Annotated in this window: 19 protein-coding genes; 6 read left to right on the forward strand and 13 right to left on the reverse strand. The window is 52.6% G+C overall.

Translation table 11 applies throughout. The features are described from left to right. Nucleotides 1-708, reverse strand: a 708-nt coding sequence (locus tag BST81_RS15670) for an ATP-dependent metallopeptidase FtsH/Yme1/Tma family protein (RefSeq protein WP_143780363.1), incomplete at its 3' end; no start/stop codon positions are given. 441 nt (nucleotides 709-1149) lie between these two features. On the opposite strand from BST81_RS15670, the gene BST81_RS15675 reads away from it, so the two are divergent. Together BST81_RS15675 and BST81_RS15680 are read left to right on the forward strand one after the other, a co-directional pair. Beyond that, nucleotides 1150-2205, forward strand: a complete 1056-nt coding sequence (locus tag BST81_RS15675) for a ParM/StbA family protein (RefSeq protein ID WP_075599456.1) — start codon at nucleotides 1150-1152, stop codon at nucleotides 2203-2205. Between the two features lie 36 nt (nucleotides 2206-2241). Then, nucleotides 2242-3198 carry a hypothetical protein gene (locus BST81_RS15680; RefSeq protein ID WP_075599457.1) on the forward strand — a complete coding sequence of 319 codons (957 nt, stop codon included), beginning with the start codon at nucleotides 2242-2244 and terminating at the stop codon, nucleotides 3196-3198. A 46-nt stretch (nucleotides 3199-3244) separates the two neighbouring features. On the opposite strand, the gene BST81_RS15685 is transcribed toward BST81_RS15680, so the two are convergent. Together BST81_RS15685 and BST81_RS15690 are read right to left on the reverse strand one after the other, a co-directional pair. Next, complete coding sequence (locus tag BST81_RS15685) at nucleotides 3245-3826, reverse strand: GNAT family N-acetyltransferase (protein WP_075599458.1); 582 nt, start codon at nucleotides 3824-3826, stop codon at nucleotides 3245-3247. 116 nt (nucleotides 3827-3942) lie between these two features. After that, the gene (locus tag BST81_RS15690) at nucleotides 3943-4269 is read right to left on the reverse strand and encodes an STAS domain-containing protein (RefSeq protein ID WP_075599459.1); all 327 of its coding nucleotides are present in this window, start codon (nucleotides 4267-4269) and stop codon (nucleotides 3943-3945) included. Here BST81_RS15690 and BST81_RS15695 point away from each other — a divergent pair. Together BST81_RS15695 and BST81_RS15700 are read left to right on the forward strand one after the other, a co-directional pair. Next, nucleotides 4268-5269: an o-succinylbenzoate synthase gene (locus BST81_RS15695; protein WP_075599460.1), complete on the forward strand. Its 1002-nt coding sequence runs from the start codon at nucleotides 4268-4270 to the stop codon at nucleotides 5267-5269. The genes BST81_RS15690 and BST81_RS15695 overlap by 2 nt on opposite strands. After that, on the forward strand, nucleotides 5254-6630 hold the full coding sequence (locus BST81_RS15700) for a 2-succinylbenzoate--CoA ligase (protein ID WP_075599461.1): 1377 nt from the start codon (nucleotides 5254-5256) through the stop codon (nucleotides 6628-6630). Before BST81_RS15695 ends, BST81_RS15700 begins: the two co-directional genes overlap by 16 nt. Here the strand turns inward: BST81_RS15700 and BST81_RS15705 are convergent. The 3 genes from BST81_RS15705 to BST81_RS15715 form a co-directional block, all read right to left on the reverse strand. Further along, nucleotides 6605-7492: a hypothetical protein gene (locus BST81_RS15705; protein ID WP_075599462.1), complete on the reverse strand. Its 888-nt coding sequence runs from the start codon at nucleotides 7490-7492 to the stop codon at nucleotides 6605-6607. The genes BST81_RS15700 and BST81_RS15705 overlap by 26 nt on opposite strands. 94 nt (nucleotides 7493-7586) lie before the next feature. Then, the gene (locus tag BST81_RS15710; RefSeq protein WP_075599463.1) at nucleotides 7587-8165 is read right to left on the reverse strand and encodes an NAD(P)H-dependent oxidoreductase; all 579 of its coding nucleotides are present in this window, start codon (nucleotides 8163-8165) and stop codon (nucleotides 7587-7589) included. A 61-nt stretch (nucleotides 8166-8226) separates the two neighbouring features. Next, nucleotides 8227-9045, reverse strand: a complete 819-nt coding sequence (locus tag BST81_RS15715) for a hypothetical protein (protein WP_075599464.1) — start codon at nucleotides 9043-9045, stop codon at nucleotides 8227-8229. Nucleotides 9046-9492: 447 nt separating this feature from the next. On the opposite strand from BST81_RS15715, the gene BST81_RS15720 reads away from it, so the two are divergent. Further along, complete coding sequence (locus BST81_RS15720) at nucleotides 9493-9753, forward strand: hypothetical protein (RefSeq protein WP_075599465.1); 261 nt, start codon at nucleotides 9493-9495, stop codon at nucleotides 9751-9753. A gap of 15 nt (nucleotides 9754-9768) precedes the next feature. Then, nucleotides 9769-10107, forward strand: coding sequence for a hypothetical protein (locus BST81_RS15725; protein WP_075599466.1), 339 nt, complete (start codon nucleotides 9769-9771; stop codon nucleotides 10105-10107). Nucleotides 10108-10145: 38 nt separating this feature from the next. Here BST81_RS15725 and BST81_RS15730 read toward each other — a convergent pair whose 3' ends face one another. The 7 genes from BST81_RS15730 to hisIE form a co-directional block, all read right to left on the reverse strand. Continuing rightward, nucleotides 10146-11099 (reverse strand): LysR family transcriptional regulator, encoded by a 954-nt coding sequence (locus tag BST81_RS15730; protein ID WP_075599467.1) that lies wholly within the window; start codon nucleotides 11097-11099, stop codon nucleotides 10146-10148. A gap of 604 nt (nucleotides 11100-11703) precedes the next feature. Then, nucleotides 11704-12318 (reverse strand): nucleoside triphosphate pyrophosphatase, encoded by a 615-nt coding sequence (locus BST81_RS15735; RefSeq protein WP_075599468.1) that lies wholly within the window; start codon nucleotides 12316-12318, stop codon nucleotides 11704-11706. A gap of 4 nt (nucleotides 12319-12322) precedes the next feature. Beyond that, nucleotides 12323-12868, reverse strand: coding sequence for a photosystem II reaction center PsbP (psbP, locus tag BST81_RS15740; RefSeq protein WP_075599469.1), 546 nt, complete (start codon nucleotides 12866-12868; stop codon nucleotides 12323-12325). Between the two features lie 150 nt (nucleotides 12869-13018). Next, nucleotides 13019-13450, reverse strand: a complete 432-nt coding sequence (locus tag BST81_RS15745; protein ID WP_075599470.1) for an anti-sigma regulatory factor — start codon at nucleotides 13448-13450, stop codon at nucleotides 13019-13021. Nucleotides 13451-13453: 3 nt separating this feature from the next. Then, complete coding sequence (locus BST81_RS15750) at nucleotides 13454-15181, reverse strand: SpoIIE family protein phosphatase (RefSeq protein WP_075599471.1); 1728 nt, start codon at nucleotides 15179-15181, stop codon at nucleotides 13454-13456. Nucleotides 15182-15576: 395 nt separating this feature from the next. Beyond that, entirely contained in the window at nucleotides 15577-16284 is a 708-nt protein-coding gene (locus BST81_RS15755; protein WP_075599472.1) for a response regulator transcription factor, read from the reverse strand. A gap of 69 nt (nucleotides 16285-16353) precedes the next feature. After that, complete coding sequence (hisIE, locus tag BST81_RS15760) at nucleotides 16354-17001, reverse strand: bifunctional phosphoribosyl-AMP cyclohydrolase/phosphoribosyl-ATP diphosphatase HisIE (RefSeq protein WP_075599473.1); 648 nt, start codon at nucleotides 16999-17001, stop codon at nucleotides 16354-16356. Nucleotides 17002-17070 lie beyond the last annotated feature (69 nt).

The raw sequence follows: 17070 nt of genomic DNA on the forward strand, positions 1-17070 counted from the left end.
ACTGAAGAAAGGGACACCCGCTTCTCCAGCGATCGCCTTGGCCAGCAGGGTTTTCCCAGTTCCTGGCGGCCCCACTAGCAGCACACCCTTGGGAATTTTGGCTCCTACAGCCGTAAATCGCTCTGGCTTCTTCAGGAACGTCACCACTTCCTGCAGTTCTTCCTTGGCTTCTTCGATCCCCGCCACATCCTCAAACATGACGCCAGTTTTGGCCTCCATCTGGAAGCGGGCTCGGGATTTGCCAAAGCTCATCGCCTGCCCGGGACCACCAGGAACATTGCCAGAACGCCGGAACAGGAAAAACAATCCAGTAATTAACAGAATGGGAAAAACCAGGTTACCCAACAGGCTCCAGATAGCACCATCATTACGAGGCGGATGGGAATCGAAACTGACATTGCCATTCCGCAGTCTGGAGATCAATTCGGGTGCATTTCCAGGCAGGTCTACCCGCAACCGTTGCATCCGATTATCAATTTCTGGGTCGGTCGCTTCCACGATCGCCGTGCGACCACCATCGTAGAAGTCAACGCTGAGGACACGCCCAGCATCCAGATACTCCAGAAAACGACCATAGGTCATTCGAGTACTGGCGGTATTTTTTGTCATTTCAGCGGGTGATGAGGAAAACGCACCCTGCCAGAGGAAAAAACCAATGACCAGGGCAGGTAGCATCCACAACAACACTGTTTTCCAGGACAGTTTCATAAGTTAGCGGCCTCTATCTGTATAAAAACGGAGCGCGGGGGTAATCTGTGCTTCTTATCGTGTACCCTGGTTACGGAACCCGACCAGGGTGTACACAAATTCTTGATTTCTGAGAAGTCAACTTAACTAAATTTAACTTAATTATAAGGGTCAGGGCAATTCGTGTACATGGTTTTGCCGGGATGCTAAAAACAAGTCATCCAGCATGATAATTGTTGTGACGTTATCCCAAGTCAGATCTTGTTCCCTTCTCCATGCTTTGTCAGAGACATTTTTATAGAATGCCTGTGGCGCAAGTATGGATAGGAATGACCCGATATACCCATATAGATGGGTGTCACACCCAGTTTTACTCCGAATTGGGGGTAGAGACGATGCCCCATTCAGCAAGCAGCGGTTCAACTCAGTGAAAACTGCCATCAGCGAGGTCAATCATTCCCAATGACTGCAAGACAGCCCTCATTTTCTTCTGGTAAGGTTCCCATTCTCAGTATTGATCTGGGTCGGACTTCCACGAAAACTTGTGTCAGTCGTGACCCGGAAGAGGTCGTTCTGATTCCGGCAAATGTGGCCCATCTGACGGTGGAGCAGGTTCGTCGGGGTGGGTTTGAATCCCGCCTGACGGATCCGTTGCTGGATATCTGGCTGGAGTACCAAGGCAAAGGGTACGCGATCGGCCAGTTGGCTGCAGACTTTGGGGCTAACTTAGGGGTGGGCCAATCCAAAGTTGAAGATGCTCTGATCAAAGCCTTTGCCTGTGTTGGCCACTTCGACCTGCAGGATGACATTGGAGTCGTCCTGGGGTTGCCTTACCATTCTCAGGAACAGTTCGATCGAGAAAAAGAATTGGTCATTGGTTTGCTGCGGTCTCCCCATGTGATGCACTATCGGGGCGAAACCGTAAGCATCAATATTCGGCAGGTCTGGGTGGTGCCGGAAGGCTACGGCAGCCTGATCTGGTGTGAAGCCCAACAAAAAGGTACAGCAGGGGCAGGCTTGATTGATTTATCTGTAGCTGTTGTAGACATCGGGCATCAAACCACAGACTTCATCATGGCCGATCGGTTCCGGTTTGCTCGAGGGGCTTCTAAGAGTGAACCCTTTGCCATGAACCAGTTTTATGATCAGGTGGCAGCCCAGATTAGGGGAGCGGACAGCCAATCGCTGCTCCTAATTGAAGCAGTGAACCGTCCGGAAGGAGAACGGTTTTTCCGGCCCCGAGGGGAATCGCGTCCCACCGATCTGGATGAAATTCTGCCCAGCCTGCGGAAGAGTTTTGCCCGCGAGTTATGTAGCCGTCTGGTCAATTGGTTGCCAGAGCGAACCACAGATGTCGTGGTCACAGGTGGCGGCGGTGAGTTTTTCTGGGAAGACTTACAGCTTCTCCTGAAAGAGGCCCACCTACAGGCTCACCTGGCCCAGCCCTGTCGGAAGGCCAATGCCCTAGGGCAATTTATTTATGGGCAAGTGCAGATGGCAGCAGCCAGCAGAGGATAATCCACAGCATAATAGGGCGAGTTAGGGCAGAATCAGATGGCAGCACCAACCAAAAAGACCAGTAGTAAATCCGTTACCTTCAGCCAGGATGCAGCTGATCAGACCCTTCTGGCAGCGATCGAAGAAGAGATCTCGGATGGGCATTTTGCCAGCTTTAGTGAATTGTGCAAGCAGGCCCTCCAGTATTTTCTCTTTGAGGAGGAGACTCCTGCTGCAACAGATCCGACTCAGGTAGGCCAGACCCTGGCTCAGCTACAAAGCCAGTTCACTGGCCTGGGGCAGCAGATGGAGCAGATGGAAGCTGAACTTAAGCAATCTCTCTCTAAACCTTCATCTGATTCAGTTTCAGATGAAGTATCCCATCTCACTCAGCAAATTAAGCAGATCGATACTCGCATCAGCCAGCAACTGACCCAACTGCAGCGACAATTGGATGATTTTGAGCCAGGAGCAGGCTCGGGGATCGATCCAAAGCAATTTCGCCAGTTGGAAAACCAGATCAGTTATTTGACGCAGCAGATCGATCAAATCGATGGCAGCACGAATCAATTGCTCTCTCAGGTGGAAAACCTGACTGGTCTTGAACCCCGTGGTGGAGTAGACGCGGGATCAGATTCCTTGAGCCAGATCGAGGATCTGGTAACAGACCTGATGCGAAAAGTGGAGCAGATGGAAGCCAAGACCGATCGCTTCCTGGGGCAGCTCCAACAGGCGCTGGCAGAACCAGAAGTGGAGGAGGAGGATACGGAGGAGATCTCGCCCGAAGCGGAACTCCTGGAGCAGGTGGAGGTTCGTCTGGCTGAGTTACTTGATCGGCTGGAGCGGACGGTAACTAGTCGTGAGGCAGGGGCAGTGCGGGCCGCCCGGCGATCGGGGGTGGAGGAACCGGAGGATCTGCAGGAGTCTCTCGTGGAACCGGAGAAATCAGAAGCGGCGGATCAGGATGCCGATCCGTTGTTGAGCCGGTTCAGCGCCCTGTTGGAGGATTTCTAGAGACGCGATTGATCGCGTCTTTACGGCAGGGGCGGATGGTGGAATATCAGGGTTTGCTGGCCGGGCGACGGCGGGGACGACGCTTGCCAGAGCGCTCGGCTTTATCCCGTTCGTAGGCGATGAGCTTGCCATAGTGTTCGTGCTTGTTCAGATTCATGGACAGGAAAATATGCCGACGGGGATTAGTAAATCCTTTGCGGGTAAAGAACTTGATAGCAGGAATATTCTTGGGATCGGTGTCCATCAACATGATTCGGACCCCATCTTCGATCATGCGCTCCACAATCTTATCGACCAGCTTATCCGCCACACCCCGACGTTGAAACTGGGGATTAACACCCAACCAGATGATGTAGCCATACATCCAGGAGGCTTTGCTGATCACCGTTCCCAGGATAAATCCGGCCATCTTGTCTTCTACTTCGGCAATCAGGCAATATTCTGGGTCTGTGTTGTAGAGACCAATGACTTCCCACTCATCCCAGATCCGATAGAGATAGGGGTATAAATCACTTCTGAAAAGTTCTTCCCCCAGATGGTAAACCGGAGCCAGGTCGTCAATTTCCATATCCCGGATATCAACAACAACGGGAGTCGGAGGGGTTTCATTGGATTCAGAGACGGTCATCGCTTCAGCTCTTTCGATAACGCTTCAAACAGGTCTTACATCATTCCATTTATTGGGACAAGGTTGAGACAAGGCTCTAATGACGAATGACCTATAACAGATGACCCATAACTAAACTAACCCATACCCAGGGTCTTTTTACTAAAAGCCTCCTGGTCCGGAAAGATTTCAAAAATCCGATCCATGCTGGTCAATTCAAATAACATTTTGACCTGATCACTCACCGAGCTCAGACATAGCCTTTTACCAGCAGATCGGACTGCTTTCAGAATGATGACTAAGGCTCCCAGACCGGAGCTGTCCATAAAGGTCACATCTTTAAGATCAATCAGGATGGTATCCGCCCCATCCTCTATAAAGGTATTGACTTCCTGACGAAGCTGGCTGGCTGCGATACCATCCAGAATTCCTGAGGGTTGGGCAATTCTGATAGTAGAACTCATGAACCCACAAACTACGCACTATCGACTGGAACTTCGTCCATACTACCGCCAATTTTGCCAACCCCTCACAACCAGTTATGGGTTATGGGCGGTTCGGGAAGGAATTTTGCTTCAGTTGAGGGATTCTGCCGATCGTACCGGATACGGTGAAATTGCCCCTGTTCCCTGGTTTGGGACAGAAAGTCAGGCGGAGGCGTTAGCTTTCTGCCAACAGTTGCCGGAGATCTGGTCGATCGAAGCCCTGGCTACAGTCCCACCAAGTCTGCCAGCCTGCCAGTTTGGATTGCATGCAGCTCTGGAGGATCTGGAGTCGTCAACTGTCAGGACTGGGTCAGAGCCCCTATGGCCCAATCGTTGTAGTGGGCTACTGCCAGCCGGAGAAGCCGCGTTGCACACCTGGCCTTCCCTCTGGGCACAGGGCTATCGTACTCTGAAATGGAAAATTGCGGTGCAGTCTCACGTCCAGGAGATGGGGTTGTTTCGACAATTGCTGGCAGCCTTACCGAAGGGGACAACTCTCAGGCTGGATGCCAATGGGGGCTTAACCTGGCAACAGGCTACCCAATGGTTGGAATTGTGCGATCGGGCTCAGGTTGACTGGCCCCAGATCACGATCGAATTCCTGGAACAGCCTCTCCCGCCAGATGCCTTGGCCGAGTTGCAAGATCTGAGTCAGCGATATGTCACCCCCCTGGCCCTGGACGAATCAGTGGCTACCCTGTCTCAACTGCGAACTTGCTATGAGCGGGGCTGGCGGAGCATCGTTGTGATCAAACCCGCGATCGCCGGTTCCCCAGCAGAACTGCGGCAGTTTTTCCGGCAACATCCCCTGGATGCTGTCTTCTCCTCCGTGTTTGAGACTCCGATCGGTCAACAGGCGGGGTTGAGACTGGCCGCAGAGTTGGCCAATCCAGATCGAGCCCTTGGTTATGGGGTCAATCACTGGTTTAATCAGGATGAATTCGGCGATGACATTGAGCGCCTATGGCAGACCCTTTAGCCCTGTTGCAGCAACGGGGGACAGATTGGCTGATGGTGGATGGCCGCGATCGACTGCTGGACCTAGTTGAACTCCGCCTCCGAGAAATTCAACAGCACGATCGAGAATCCTTGCCCCGTATCCTTCTGGCCGCAGCCGATCCGGTGCAGTTTGTGGCCGGATTTCTGGCTGCCTCTAGCGCCTGCAGTCCAGTGTTTCTCTGCAATCCCCACTGGGCTGCCCCAGAGTGGCAACAGATTCTCCCCCTGATCCAGCCTGATCTGGTTTGGACTGACTACAATGCGACTGCGATCGACCCTGTTCCCTCTGCCCCCCATCCCGCTCCCCCAGTGCCCCCTGGGACCATCCTCATCCCTACTGGGGGTTCCTCCGGCCAGATTCGTTTTGCCATCCATACCTGGGAAACACTCCTGGCTTCCGTGACCGGTTTCAGGAAGTACTTTCAGCTCCAGCAGGTCCATAGCCTCTGTGTCCTGCCGCTCTACCATGTCAGTGGCCTGATGCAGGTGATGCGGTCTTTCATTTCTGGTGGAACCCTGTTGGTACAGCCCTTCAAAACACTGCTCACCGATCCTGGAGCAATGCTCAATCCGGAAGCATTTTTTATCTCCCTGGTACCCACTCAGTTGCAACGCAGTCTGGAACAGGAGGGGTTGCCAGGACTGTTGTCTCGATTTCAGGCTATTCTTCTGGGGGGGGGACCGGCCTGGCCCGAACTGCTGGCGCAGGCCAGACAATTGCAGCTTCCCCTGGCTCCTACCTACGGCATGACTGAAACAGCCTCCCAGGTGGCCACCCTGAAACCTTCCGACTTTCTGGCCGGGAGTAACAGTTGTGGTCGGGTGTTGCCCCAGGCTCACATCCAAATTCTGGACCCGGATGGAAAACCTCTAGAACCTGGGCAAACAGGGACGATCGTCCTGCAGAGCCAATCTCTGGCCCTGGGATACTATCCCCAGCTCTGGCCAACCCGGCACTTTCAGACCGATGATCTGGGCTATTTCGATGCCACAGGCTATCTCCATGTCGTTGGACGCAGCAGCGACAAAATCATTACCGGGGGTGAAAATGTTTTTCCAGTCGAAGTTGAGGCCGTTTTACGGAAGACTGGCCTGGTACGGGATGTTTGTGTGATTGGGATCCCAGAGCAGCATTGGGGGGAAGTCGTCTGTGCCTTCTATGTTCCGACGGAATCAACCGTCAGTCAGCAACAGTTAAAGGCCGCGATCGCCCCCCAACTCAGCCCGTTCAAACAACCCAAACATTGGGTTGCCTTAGCCGAACTTCCCCGCAATCCCCAGGGAAAGCTCGATCGTAACGTCCTCCGCCAAATGCCTAAAATACCCTCAGAACCCGATTGATCCCCGGTTCCGGGAAGTAAATGGCGGAATTATCGGTAGGGAAACGAGCCTGGTAGAGATTCACGGCCAGAGCATTGCGACCAATTTGGGCCACGCTGGCAGCCAGACGGATGGAACCCGACTCCGGTCCAGACCAATAGAGGAGGGACATATCTCTAGAATTGGCCAGGAGGCGGCGGGTCTGTCCAGGCCGTAACACCAACGGCCCCACCCGTCCAACCAGCTCAATCTGAATGGTCCTGGAGGTTCGATTGGTCACACTTAAGGAGACAATCTGAGCCAGTTGTACCCGTCTGAGGCTGACACCATCCGGGGCGATGACACTGAGAGAACGGCCCTGGGCTACTTTCACCTCAGATTGCTCCGTCGGGATGGAAATGGTCTGGGCTAGGGTGGACGATCGGGAGGTCAGGCCAGCCTCCTGGCGCACCAGTTGCTGCATCGGTTGCCAGGTTTCTGCCTGGGCTTCTCTGGGATGTTCTGGGGCTAGGGGCGGCAGGGTGGGAGCAAGGTTCTCCCGGGCAGTAGCCAGCAATTGATCCGGCGCAGCCGCCTCCAGGGGAACAGGCTGGGGATCCGGTGGGAGAGAACGGACTGATGCCATCGGTATGGATGGGTCAGAATGCACCGATGGTCCGGCCTGACGATCCACAGAACCTGGCCAGCCCAGGTCCGATCGTTCTACCTCTGGCTGGCTGGTTGCGGCGATTAATTCCGATGGCGCGATCGAGTCCGTTGCTGTAGTCGGTGGGATGGGATGATCCTTGGGAACATCTGCTCCCTCATGGGCAGTTGCTGCATGGTTCATACCCTGAGCTGTCAGGGCAGCCAGAGTCAGGACGGTCAGGCCCGAAATTCGCATAAGTTTCCCTCACACCAGAAACGACAGTGATTTTCCCTCAGTCGTTCTTTAATACAGCGTTACGGCTGTCTGTCAGGATAAAACCTGCTGTAATTTAGGCGAGCAACTTAGTCAGAACAGCAGTTAACCGGCCCCCCAAAGCCTGGACCGCCGCCTGCTGATCCGCATCCTTCAGGTGGCCCTGCTCGTCAAACGCCTGATGGGCACTGCCAATCGCCTTTTGATCTGGCAGGACCAGAACCCCAATATTGCCCAAAATGGAACGGACATGCACCAGCCCCCGCAATCCTCCCAGGCCGCCGGGGGAGGCACTCATCAGGACAGCCACCTTATCTCGATAGCAGGCCAGAGCGGGCTCCCCTTCCACAGGACGAGACGCCCAATCGATCGCATTCTTCAACATGGGTGTAATCGAACTGTTGTACTCCGGGCAGGCCAGTAGTAATCCCTGATGCGCCTTCATCATCGCTCTGAACTGCAGCACACTTTCTGGAAACCCTTCAGCCGCCTCCAAATCCTGGTCAAACAGGGGCATGGGGAAGTCCCGCAAATCCAGCTCAGTCACCTCTGCACCCGCTGTTCTGGCTCCCGCTGCGGCCACTCTCATTAGCTTTTTGTTGAATGAATCCTGACGGGCACTACCTGCAAAAGCGAGAATTCTGGGAATCGTCATATTTCCTCCAACCTTGGTTCTTTCAGTCCCTGCCCTTGATTAAAGCGCAATTGTCAGCTTTTCAGGCAGGATGACTGATGGTTCCAATTTCAGCAAACACCTGCTTAAACTGCTGCACCTCAGGCCCCAGGTAAAAGATGGCACTGCCCTGCCTGTAGCCCGGTTGAGGCTGTCCCTGGTGATTCAGAAATAGGACCGGTTCTTGTAAAAAACAGGCCGGAAACTGCTGCATCAGGGATTGGAACCATGGATGACCGACCTCCGCCTTGACCAGGGTGAGTGCTGCGGTTACCCGTTTTGCCTCATACTCGGCAATCAGTTTGTTGATCCAAGGCCCTGTTTTTCCCTGACCTGGTGGGTGGAGCCAGACGCGGCCCAGCCAGGGTTGGGATAACCCATTCTCCAGAGACGTGTAATATTGCATCGCCTGCACCCATTGCTGTCCGATTTCATCAGTGGCCGGGTCCAGGTCAATCTCCCCCAGAATCAGGCGCACCCGTGCTATCAGGTCTGGGGAGGTGTATCGGGGGAGAATCGATTTCTTGGCGGCGGTGTCAGACGATCGCAATTCCCTACGTTGCCATTGATCCAGCTTGACGGTTAATTCCCGGATGCGTTTCTGCAGCTTCTTGACCCGCCTTCCCCGCTCGATCGCAGCCATGGCTTCCTCAAGTGCTGGCCCCTGTATACTGAGATACTCCGTTTTCTTGCCATTAAAGATAGGCTTTCTAGATTTGAGGCGAGGGTATTTGTTTTTATGACTACCGGGCTTGGCCTGGGCAATCCAGCAGTCCATCAGAACCCTACCCTCCCGGTAAATCTCCGCCAGTTCTTGCTCCAGGGTAGCTAGTTCTGTTTTGAGTTCCTCTAGCTTCAACATAAAATTCGTATAGCAAAAACTGAAATGCAGCTACTATAATTGTAGCTATACGAAGAAAATATTTGAACTCTGAGTTTCCCTACCTCACCCAGCAGAATGATATTCATTTCTGATTAGGTTGATTTCGGTGGTAACCTGACGGGATTCCGGCTTCAGAGTTCACTGAACATCGTCACCTAGTAGGTCATTTGGCCGAAACATCGCCATTACCCCATCCTTTATCCTCAATCAGGCTCTCCTGATCACCTGATTGAAGTCCTTCTCCCTCTCGGAGAGGAATTTAGGGCGAGGGCAGCTATGGCTACAACCGTGGCAAATGACCCACTAGCTGGAGCAAGGATCGATCAGGAAGCACATCGATCAGGAAGCACATCGATCAGGAAGCACATCGATCAGGAAGCACATCGATCAGGAAGCACATTGAAAGCAAAAGGCATCGGCAGGGACATGAACGAACCAGAAATCAATAAAGACAGACTTTTATATCCACGATCGCGCTATTACGGCCATTTCAAACCAGAGTATCTGCTGTTCAATAGCAATTTGCAGGAGTTTGCCCACCGGATTGGCTACATTGCTAATTTAGAAACAGCGGGCAAGCTCTCCCCGGAAGAGTCTTTTCAGCAAATTGAAGCTCTCTGGCAAGCGTTCAATGCTAATGCCTGTGAGTTGGGGGTTTGTCAAAAAAACTGTCAACTGGAGGGGTGAGGGAGTACCAAGCCGATGCAACCAATCAACCAGGCCGAAACCAGAACCAACCTTGCGACCCTTCAGCAGGGGGATATTGTCCGTCTGATCCAGCCGTTCAAGCCTGATCCAGGGGCTTCCCAGGAGTACCGATTTGGGCTGGTGGTTGGGCTGAATCGTTGTAGCTTCGAAGATATGGGAGCGGTTCCAGAGCCGGAGCGGTCCCGACGCAGCCGCTATCCTGTTGGCAAGCGCATGGAAGTGATCCTGCACCTCTATGACCCTGTGACCGCTACAACCTATGTGGATGATCGCCAGGCTGGGGCGTTGTTCAGCTTCTATCTCCACGAGGTTGCCTGTATTGGGGATCTGTAGGCCCAGAACCAGGGACGATTCCCATTTCTGCAGGAGGGTTAGATTTTGCCAGCCGATGCCAGTAAATTAGAGACACTGGCAATTTCTCGCCCCTCATGCTGGAGATACTCAAAGAAGGTACTGGCAATGATCGAGAGCTGCTTCCCAGCGGGATAAATGACATACCAGTTGCGGGAAATGGGAAATCCTTCCACATCCAGGATGGCAAACTGACCCGTCGTGTAGTCTAGAGCCAGACTATGAATGGAGAGGACGGAAATTCCTAACCCACCGGCGATCGCCTGCTTGATGGCTTCATTGCTGCCAATTTCCAGGCGTACTTTGATCGGAATGCCCTGCTGATCAAAGAGCTGCTGGACAACTTGGCGTGTTCCCGAACCCGGCTCCCGCATAATAAAGGGTTCCTCTGCCAGGCGGTTGAGGGGAATATTTTTTTCCCTGGCTAGTGGATGACTGCTGGGAGCCAGGACAATCAAGGGATTTTCGATAAAAAGGTAGGAGTTGAGATCAAAATTCTCTGGAGGTTGGCTGACGATGTACAGATCGTCCAGATTATCAGCCATCCGTTCCAGCACACCCTCATGGTTGGTTACCTTGAGGGAAATGTCGATACCGGGATAGCGCTGACAGAAAGGCCCCAACAGGCGAGGAATGACATACTTGGTTGTCGTAATCACAGCCAGTCGCAGTTGACCTTGCTTCAGGCCTTTCATGTTGGCAATGCTCATTTCCAGTAGGGCCAGCCGTTCGAAGATCTCCCGGCAGGTGACATGCAGTTCCCGACCGGCATCGGTGAGAAAAAGCCGTTTGCCCACCTGCTCAAACAGCGGCAACCCCACAGCCTGCGTTAACTGTTTAATTTGCATGGAAATCGTGGGCTGGGTTAAGAATAACTCTTCTGCTGCACGGGTAAAACTACAGTGTCGTGCGGCTGCTTCAAACACCTTCAGTTGATGCAGGGTAATCTGCTGAGAGAGGGCCAATCCTGCCATAAAAGTGATACCGTTCCGATTAAGCCTGCTAGGGTCTGTAGGGGCGTCACCGGAGAGCATCCCAGTTTTGCAAGGTTGCCCTCATCCCCCAGCCCCTTCTCCCAAAGAGGGAGAAGGGGAGCCAGATTCAAAGTCCCTCTCCCGTTCTGGGAGAGGGATTTAGGGAGAGGGCTACAAAAGTGGGATGCACTCGCGTCACCGACCCTATAGATAGTTTATACAGCCGTTTCCATCTGAATGAACTCCGTACCCCCGGAGAGATGGCGAGAGTCAGGGGGGTGACCCAGGGCTGAAGGTTGCCAAAGGCACTGCCTTACCCAGTTCCATAGATAAAGGCATATTCCAATGATTAGAACTATTGACCACCAATTATAGGATTACAATCTATTATTTGACTTAAGAGCGTAGGCTCCTTCCTGTCTGTTGTTGCACATCAAGTCAACCTGTGAGGTGAAGTCGGCTCTGGTCTACCCGATCGGACCCCCATGCAGGGAAACTACTCGGGTCATCCTTGATGTGCAACGCTTTTTTTGCTGCATCCAGATTTATGCAGAAGCATGGATGGGAATGATGGCAAAGCCTGCCCTAGCTAAAGCCGAGGGCCTTAACCAAGGCTGAGGGAGAGGGGGTCATAGCCCAGTTCATTCAACATCTCTCGCAGCAGCGGCATACTGAGGCCAATGACATTGGTATAACAGCCTTCAATCTTGTCGATCAGCAAACTGCCCTGGCCTTCCAGGGCAAAGGCTCCGGCACATTTCAATGGTTCGCCCGTTGCGACATACGCTTCCAACTGGCGATCGCTGACGTTGGCAAAATAGACCCGGGTCACCCCACAGCGAACCAGGGTTTTGCCTCGGCCCAGATCAATACAGGCGTGACCTGTGCACAGATCCCCTGATTGACCCCGCATCTGTTTCCAGCGCGCCAGAGCTGCCTGGGCAGAATCTGGCTTGCCATAAGCCTCTCCCCCGAAAGCCAGGACTGAATCACACCCAATTACAATCAGGGGAGCCCCGACGGGTTCAGCACTGAAGCGGGCTGCCACAGTCTCAGCCTTACGCAGGGCCAGGGTCTGCACCAGGTCGATCGGATCGGAGGACTGCACCAGGGATTCATCAAAATCACTGGGCCAGATGAGCGCATTGATCCCAGCCGCCTCAAGTAGGCGAGATCGAGCCGGGGAAGCGGAAGCCAGCACCAGTCGGGGAGTTTCCATGGGGCTAACGAACTGAGAAAGAATGGATCATCTGGTTGAAGACGGGCTGCATCTTCGTCCAGCGGGCTTCTGTGGCAGAGGCATTCAGGGTATACAACTTACCATGGCTAACGACAACGCTGGCCAGATTGTGTCGCTCTTGCTTCGGGAGTTTGACCGCGTACTCCAGTAGATAATAGGTTTTGCCATCTTCAGCCTGATAGGAATCTGCTGAAACCAGTTCGGCTTGGCGATTGGAATTTGGGGGTGCGATCGCGCTTTTGCCTAGCTGATAGCCAACTTCACCGGGACTGCCCAGGTCTTCCAGGGTTTTGTTGGCTGGAATCGGATTAATCACAACACTAATATTCTCTGTCTCTTCAATCAGGTCCCGGAAAACCACATCCGGTCCGCTAGCAACCTTCACTTCAATCCAGCCGATCGGATAGAGAAATCGATATCCATCTACGGTATCAACATGACTCTGCAACCCACCCATGGCCGAGGCTGTACAACCGACAAGACTTAAACTGAGCACCATTAGTAGGGCTACCACAAATCGCTTCAGCATTTCCACTCTGCCATTAATTCTGCGGTTCTATCTTCCCATGTCAAACCGATCAAAATTCAACATTCAAATGGGTGCTGGGGTTGAAGCCTGTTCGAACAACGCAGCAGATTCAGAGTTAAAGGCCAAAATTTCTGAATTTAAATCGCTGATTTAAACAACTTCCGGCTTGGCGGGCAAACTGGCTTCCAATTTGAGACAGTTACGACCATCAACCTGAAGTTGATACTCTACCCGATCCATAAGACGATTGAGAATCAGCCAGCCATAGCCATTTTCCTGCTTCGCTTCGGGGGTTGGTGGGAGGTAAGTGTCCAGATCATAGCCTTTGCCGTGATCCCAGATTTCCAGAGCCAGATCCCGATCGTCGAGGTGCAGACGAATCAGCACCGGCAGATTGGGTTGATCACGATGGGCATGCCGAACCACATTGGAATAAGCTTCGACCAGAACCAGACGTAACCGATTAGACTGTCGGGGCCAATCCACCTGATCCCCTAATTCCACTTCCAACGCTCCCAGAAGCCAGTTCTCCACAATGCTGAGAAACTTTAAATCACTGGGAATATGCAATTCAGTTTTCATGGATTAAAGAACCTCCAGGGAGAGTATGGTTTGGTCGTCTTCTTGAACTTGATTGTGCGCTTGAATTTTGGTCAGAATATTAGCCAACAGTAAGGGGGAAGGCTCTTGCTTCAAAAGTTGCCACAGTCCGGCCTGCTGCAACATGGCACTGGTAATCTGACCATTCCCAGCATGATCACTGGGCACGGTTGCTTCTGTGATCCCATCACTGGTCAGCAGAAACACATCTCCTGAATTGAGGGCAATCTTATCGCCCGTCCCTTTCCAGGCCGGTCGAATGCCCAGGGGAATGCCCCGTGTCTTCAGGTAATTGGGTTCAATGGATATGCTTTCCTGATTGGCAACCTGGGAAGTTAATGTCCGGTGAGACCAAACCATGGGATAAACATGTCCAGCGTTGGCATAGGCTAACTGCTGGGTGGTTGGGGTATAGCGGGCCAACACCATGGTAATAAAGCGGTTATTGCTGATCAGATCATCGGAGAGACTGCCATTCAGGTTGTACATCACCACATCTGGTTCGGGTGGAACTTCCTGGGAGAGTTCTCGCCGTAAGACTGAAATCAGGCTGGCCATAAAGAGGGCAGCAGGAACCCCCTTACCAGAAACGTCTCCAACGGTGACCCAGATATCTCCCTGCGGGTGGACAAACACCTCAAAGAAGTCACCCCCGACCTCCCGGGCCGGAATACAACTCGCCTGCACTTTAATCCCTTCCAGGTCGGGCCAACTCTGGCGCAGGAGGTTGGTCTGAATCTGGCGGGCCACCTCCAACTCCGCCCGCATTTGCTGAGTTTGTTGCTGAATTTGCTGATAAAGCTTGGCCTGGGAGATGGCCAGGGCAGCCTGCTCAGCCACCCCTTCGATTAACTCAATGTCTTCCGATTTCCAGGATTGGGTTCCTGGCGATCGATAAAGGGACAATACTGCCAGAAAACTTTGCTGGTAAGTCAGGGGCACAACCAGTTGAATTGGCTTCTCGGAAACAGCTTCAGCCTGTGGATCTGGATTTTGACTGGCATCAACCACCTGGGTTTTCCAGGTCTCCAGGGCAGCCTGCACGGCTTCATCCTGCTCAAAGCTGGGGATAGAAGATTGTCCAATGGCCAACTCTACCCCTGGACCTACTTGGGCCTGATAGGAAAAAACCTCTGAGGTGAGATGACTTCCTTCCAACGGACGTAAAATTCCCGAACTGGCTTCAAAGGTGCGCCCCAGGGTCTCGATAATGGTTTGTAGCATGCTGTGGTAGTCCAGAGACTCCCGAATGGCTGTCGTAACTGCATTCAGGATCGACTCCCGACGTAAAGCTCGATTCAGCTCATTCGTGCGTTGCTTCAGAACCTTATAGGTATCAGCCGCCTGATTGACTACGGCTTTGAGATCGTCAGGCATCCAGGGTTTGGTGATGTACTTGAAGACCTTACCCGTATTGATCGCACCCACCAGGTCTTCCACATCGGTATAACCCGTCAGAACAATCCGAATCGTGTCAGGGAATCGATCGACAGTCCGACTGAGAAATTCTGTCCCATTCATACCCGGCATCCGCTGATCGGAGATGATAATGGCCATTTCCCCTTCCTGATCCAGGGTTTGCAAAGCATTATGGCCACTGACTGCCTTGAATACCGTAAATTCACGGCGAAAAGTCCGATAAAGTAGGTCCAGGTTGTCAGGCTCATCATCAACGACCATTAGTCTGAGCTTGCCACCATTACCCTGACTCATGCGATGCTCCAGTTCCTAATAAATTCGCCATCAATCAAATAATTGAAGACTGAGTCTCAGATTTATAAATTCCCAGCGTAGAAAGGCATGGGAGAGCAAAGTCTTTAAGCAAAAAACAACCCTTCAGAAAACAGACCTTTATCTATATTCAAGTGTGTGCATTCAAGTGTGTGCATGATTTGGATTCAAAAAATATAGCGGTAGCCCTGGGACTGGGAGAGGGAAAGTCGGATTGGACACCTGTACAATCTCTGTCCTGAGTCCAGTAGCAATCGCTATAAATGTCAGCTTATTAACACAACTTGCTCAATAAAAAGTACCCTGGGTAGAGTTTACCCTAACAGGCGTGGCTTAAGGATTGGAAAGGAGATTTTATTGGGGCGAAAGATGCCCCCTTAAACCAACCCCGATCGCAGGGCTCTAACCGCAGCCTGAGTTCGATCGTCAGCGCTTAACTTACTCAAAATATTCCGCACATGGGTTTTTACAGTCCCAACCGTAATGTGGAGCTTCTCTGAGATCACGGCATTGCTGCACCCGGCCACAATCAACTTCAGGACTTCTAATTCTCGATCCGTCAACGCATAATCTGGGCCGGAGTCCTCAGGTAAATCCAACCGCTCGTTGGTACGATCGCTGGCTGCCTGTAACGGTAACCCCTGGTGTTGGACCTGACGCAGCACCACCCGCGCGATCGTCGGATCAATCCAGCTATTGCCTTCGGTAGTTGTCTGCAAAGCCTCCAGCAACCATTCCAGACTGGCATCTTTAACGCAGTAAGAGTCAGCACCAGCAGCAAAAGCAGCCAGTACAGCCTCTTCATTCTCCTGCATGGTCAAAATCAGAACTCTGGGCTTTGGGGAGTCCAGGTCTTCTAGTCCAGTCAGGGATTGTTTGAGGCGACGCGTAATTTCAACGCCATCAATATCGGGTAGACCAATATCGACGATCGCCACGTCTGGTCTAGCTTTCGCCAGCACCTTCAACCCTTCAATTCCAGTAGCAGCCTCTCCGACAACAGTGACCTTGCCGCTTTGCTGGAGGGCAATGCGCAAGCCAATCCGTGTCAGGTCGTGGTCTTCAATCAAGACAACAGTAATCATGTGGTCAGAGATTCTACTTTCCTGAGAATGATTGTAACGTTGTCTATCTGTGAACGAAGGGCACGGTTGTTAGCCCCGCCGCTCCTGGAGTTTCCGGTAAACGGCTTTTAAATCGACCTTGTGCTGCGCCAGAGCCACCAGGGTATGGTAAAACAGATCCGCAACTTCCCCTGCGATCGCCTCGGCCTGATCATCCTTGCAGGCCATCACAACCTCAACTGCTTCTTCGCCAATCTTCTTCAGAATGCGGTTGTCTCCCCCTTCAAACAGACGACAGGTGTAGGATCCTTCGACAGGGTTGATCTGCCGATCGCAAATTACCGCAAATACCTGGGAGAGCGTATCCGCAGGAGGAGCCACGATCGTGCCCGGTTCCACCTGATGGAAACAACTGCGTTCTCCCGTATGACAGGCGATATCCCCGACCTGCTCTACCGTCACCAGAAGGGCATCACTATCACAGTCATAGCGGATGGATTGCACCTGCTGGATATGGCCAGAGGTAGCTCCCTTGGGCCAGAGGGATTCGCGAGATCGACTCCAGAACCAAGTCTGTCCGGTTTCTAGCGTCTTTTTCAAGGACTCTTGATTCATCCAGGCCATCATCAGGACGGTCCCATCCAGGTAATCCTGAACGATTGCAGGCACCAGACCCCGATCGTCATAGCGGATCTGGTCAATTGGAATTGCAGGGGATAGATAAAGGGGTTTAGACACGGGCTCCGTTAAATCTCAATCAATGTTGAGGGATTTCATTGTAGTCATTGATAATTATCTACAATAATT

Source organism: Leptolyngbya sp. 'hensonii' (assembly GCF_001939115.1).
GTDB lineage: Bacteria > Cyanobacteriota > Cyanobacteriia.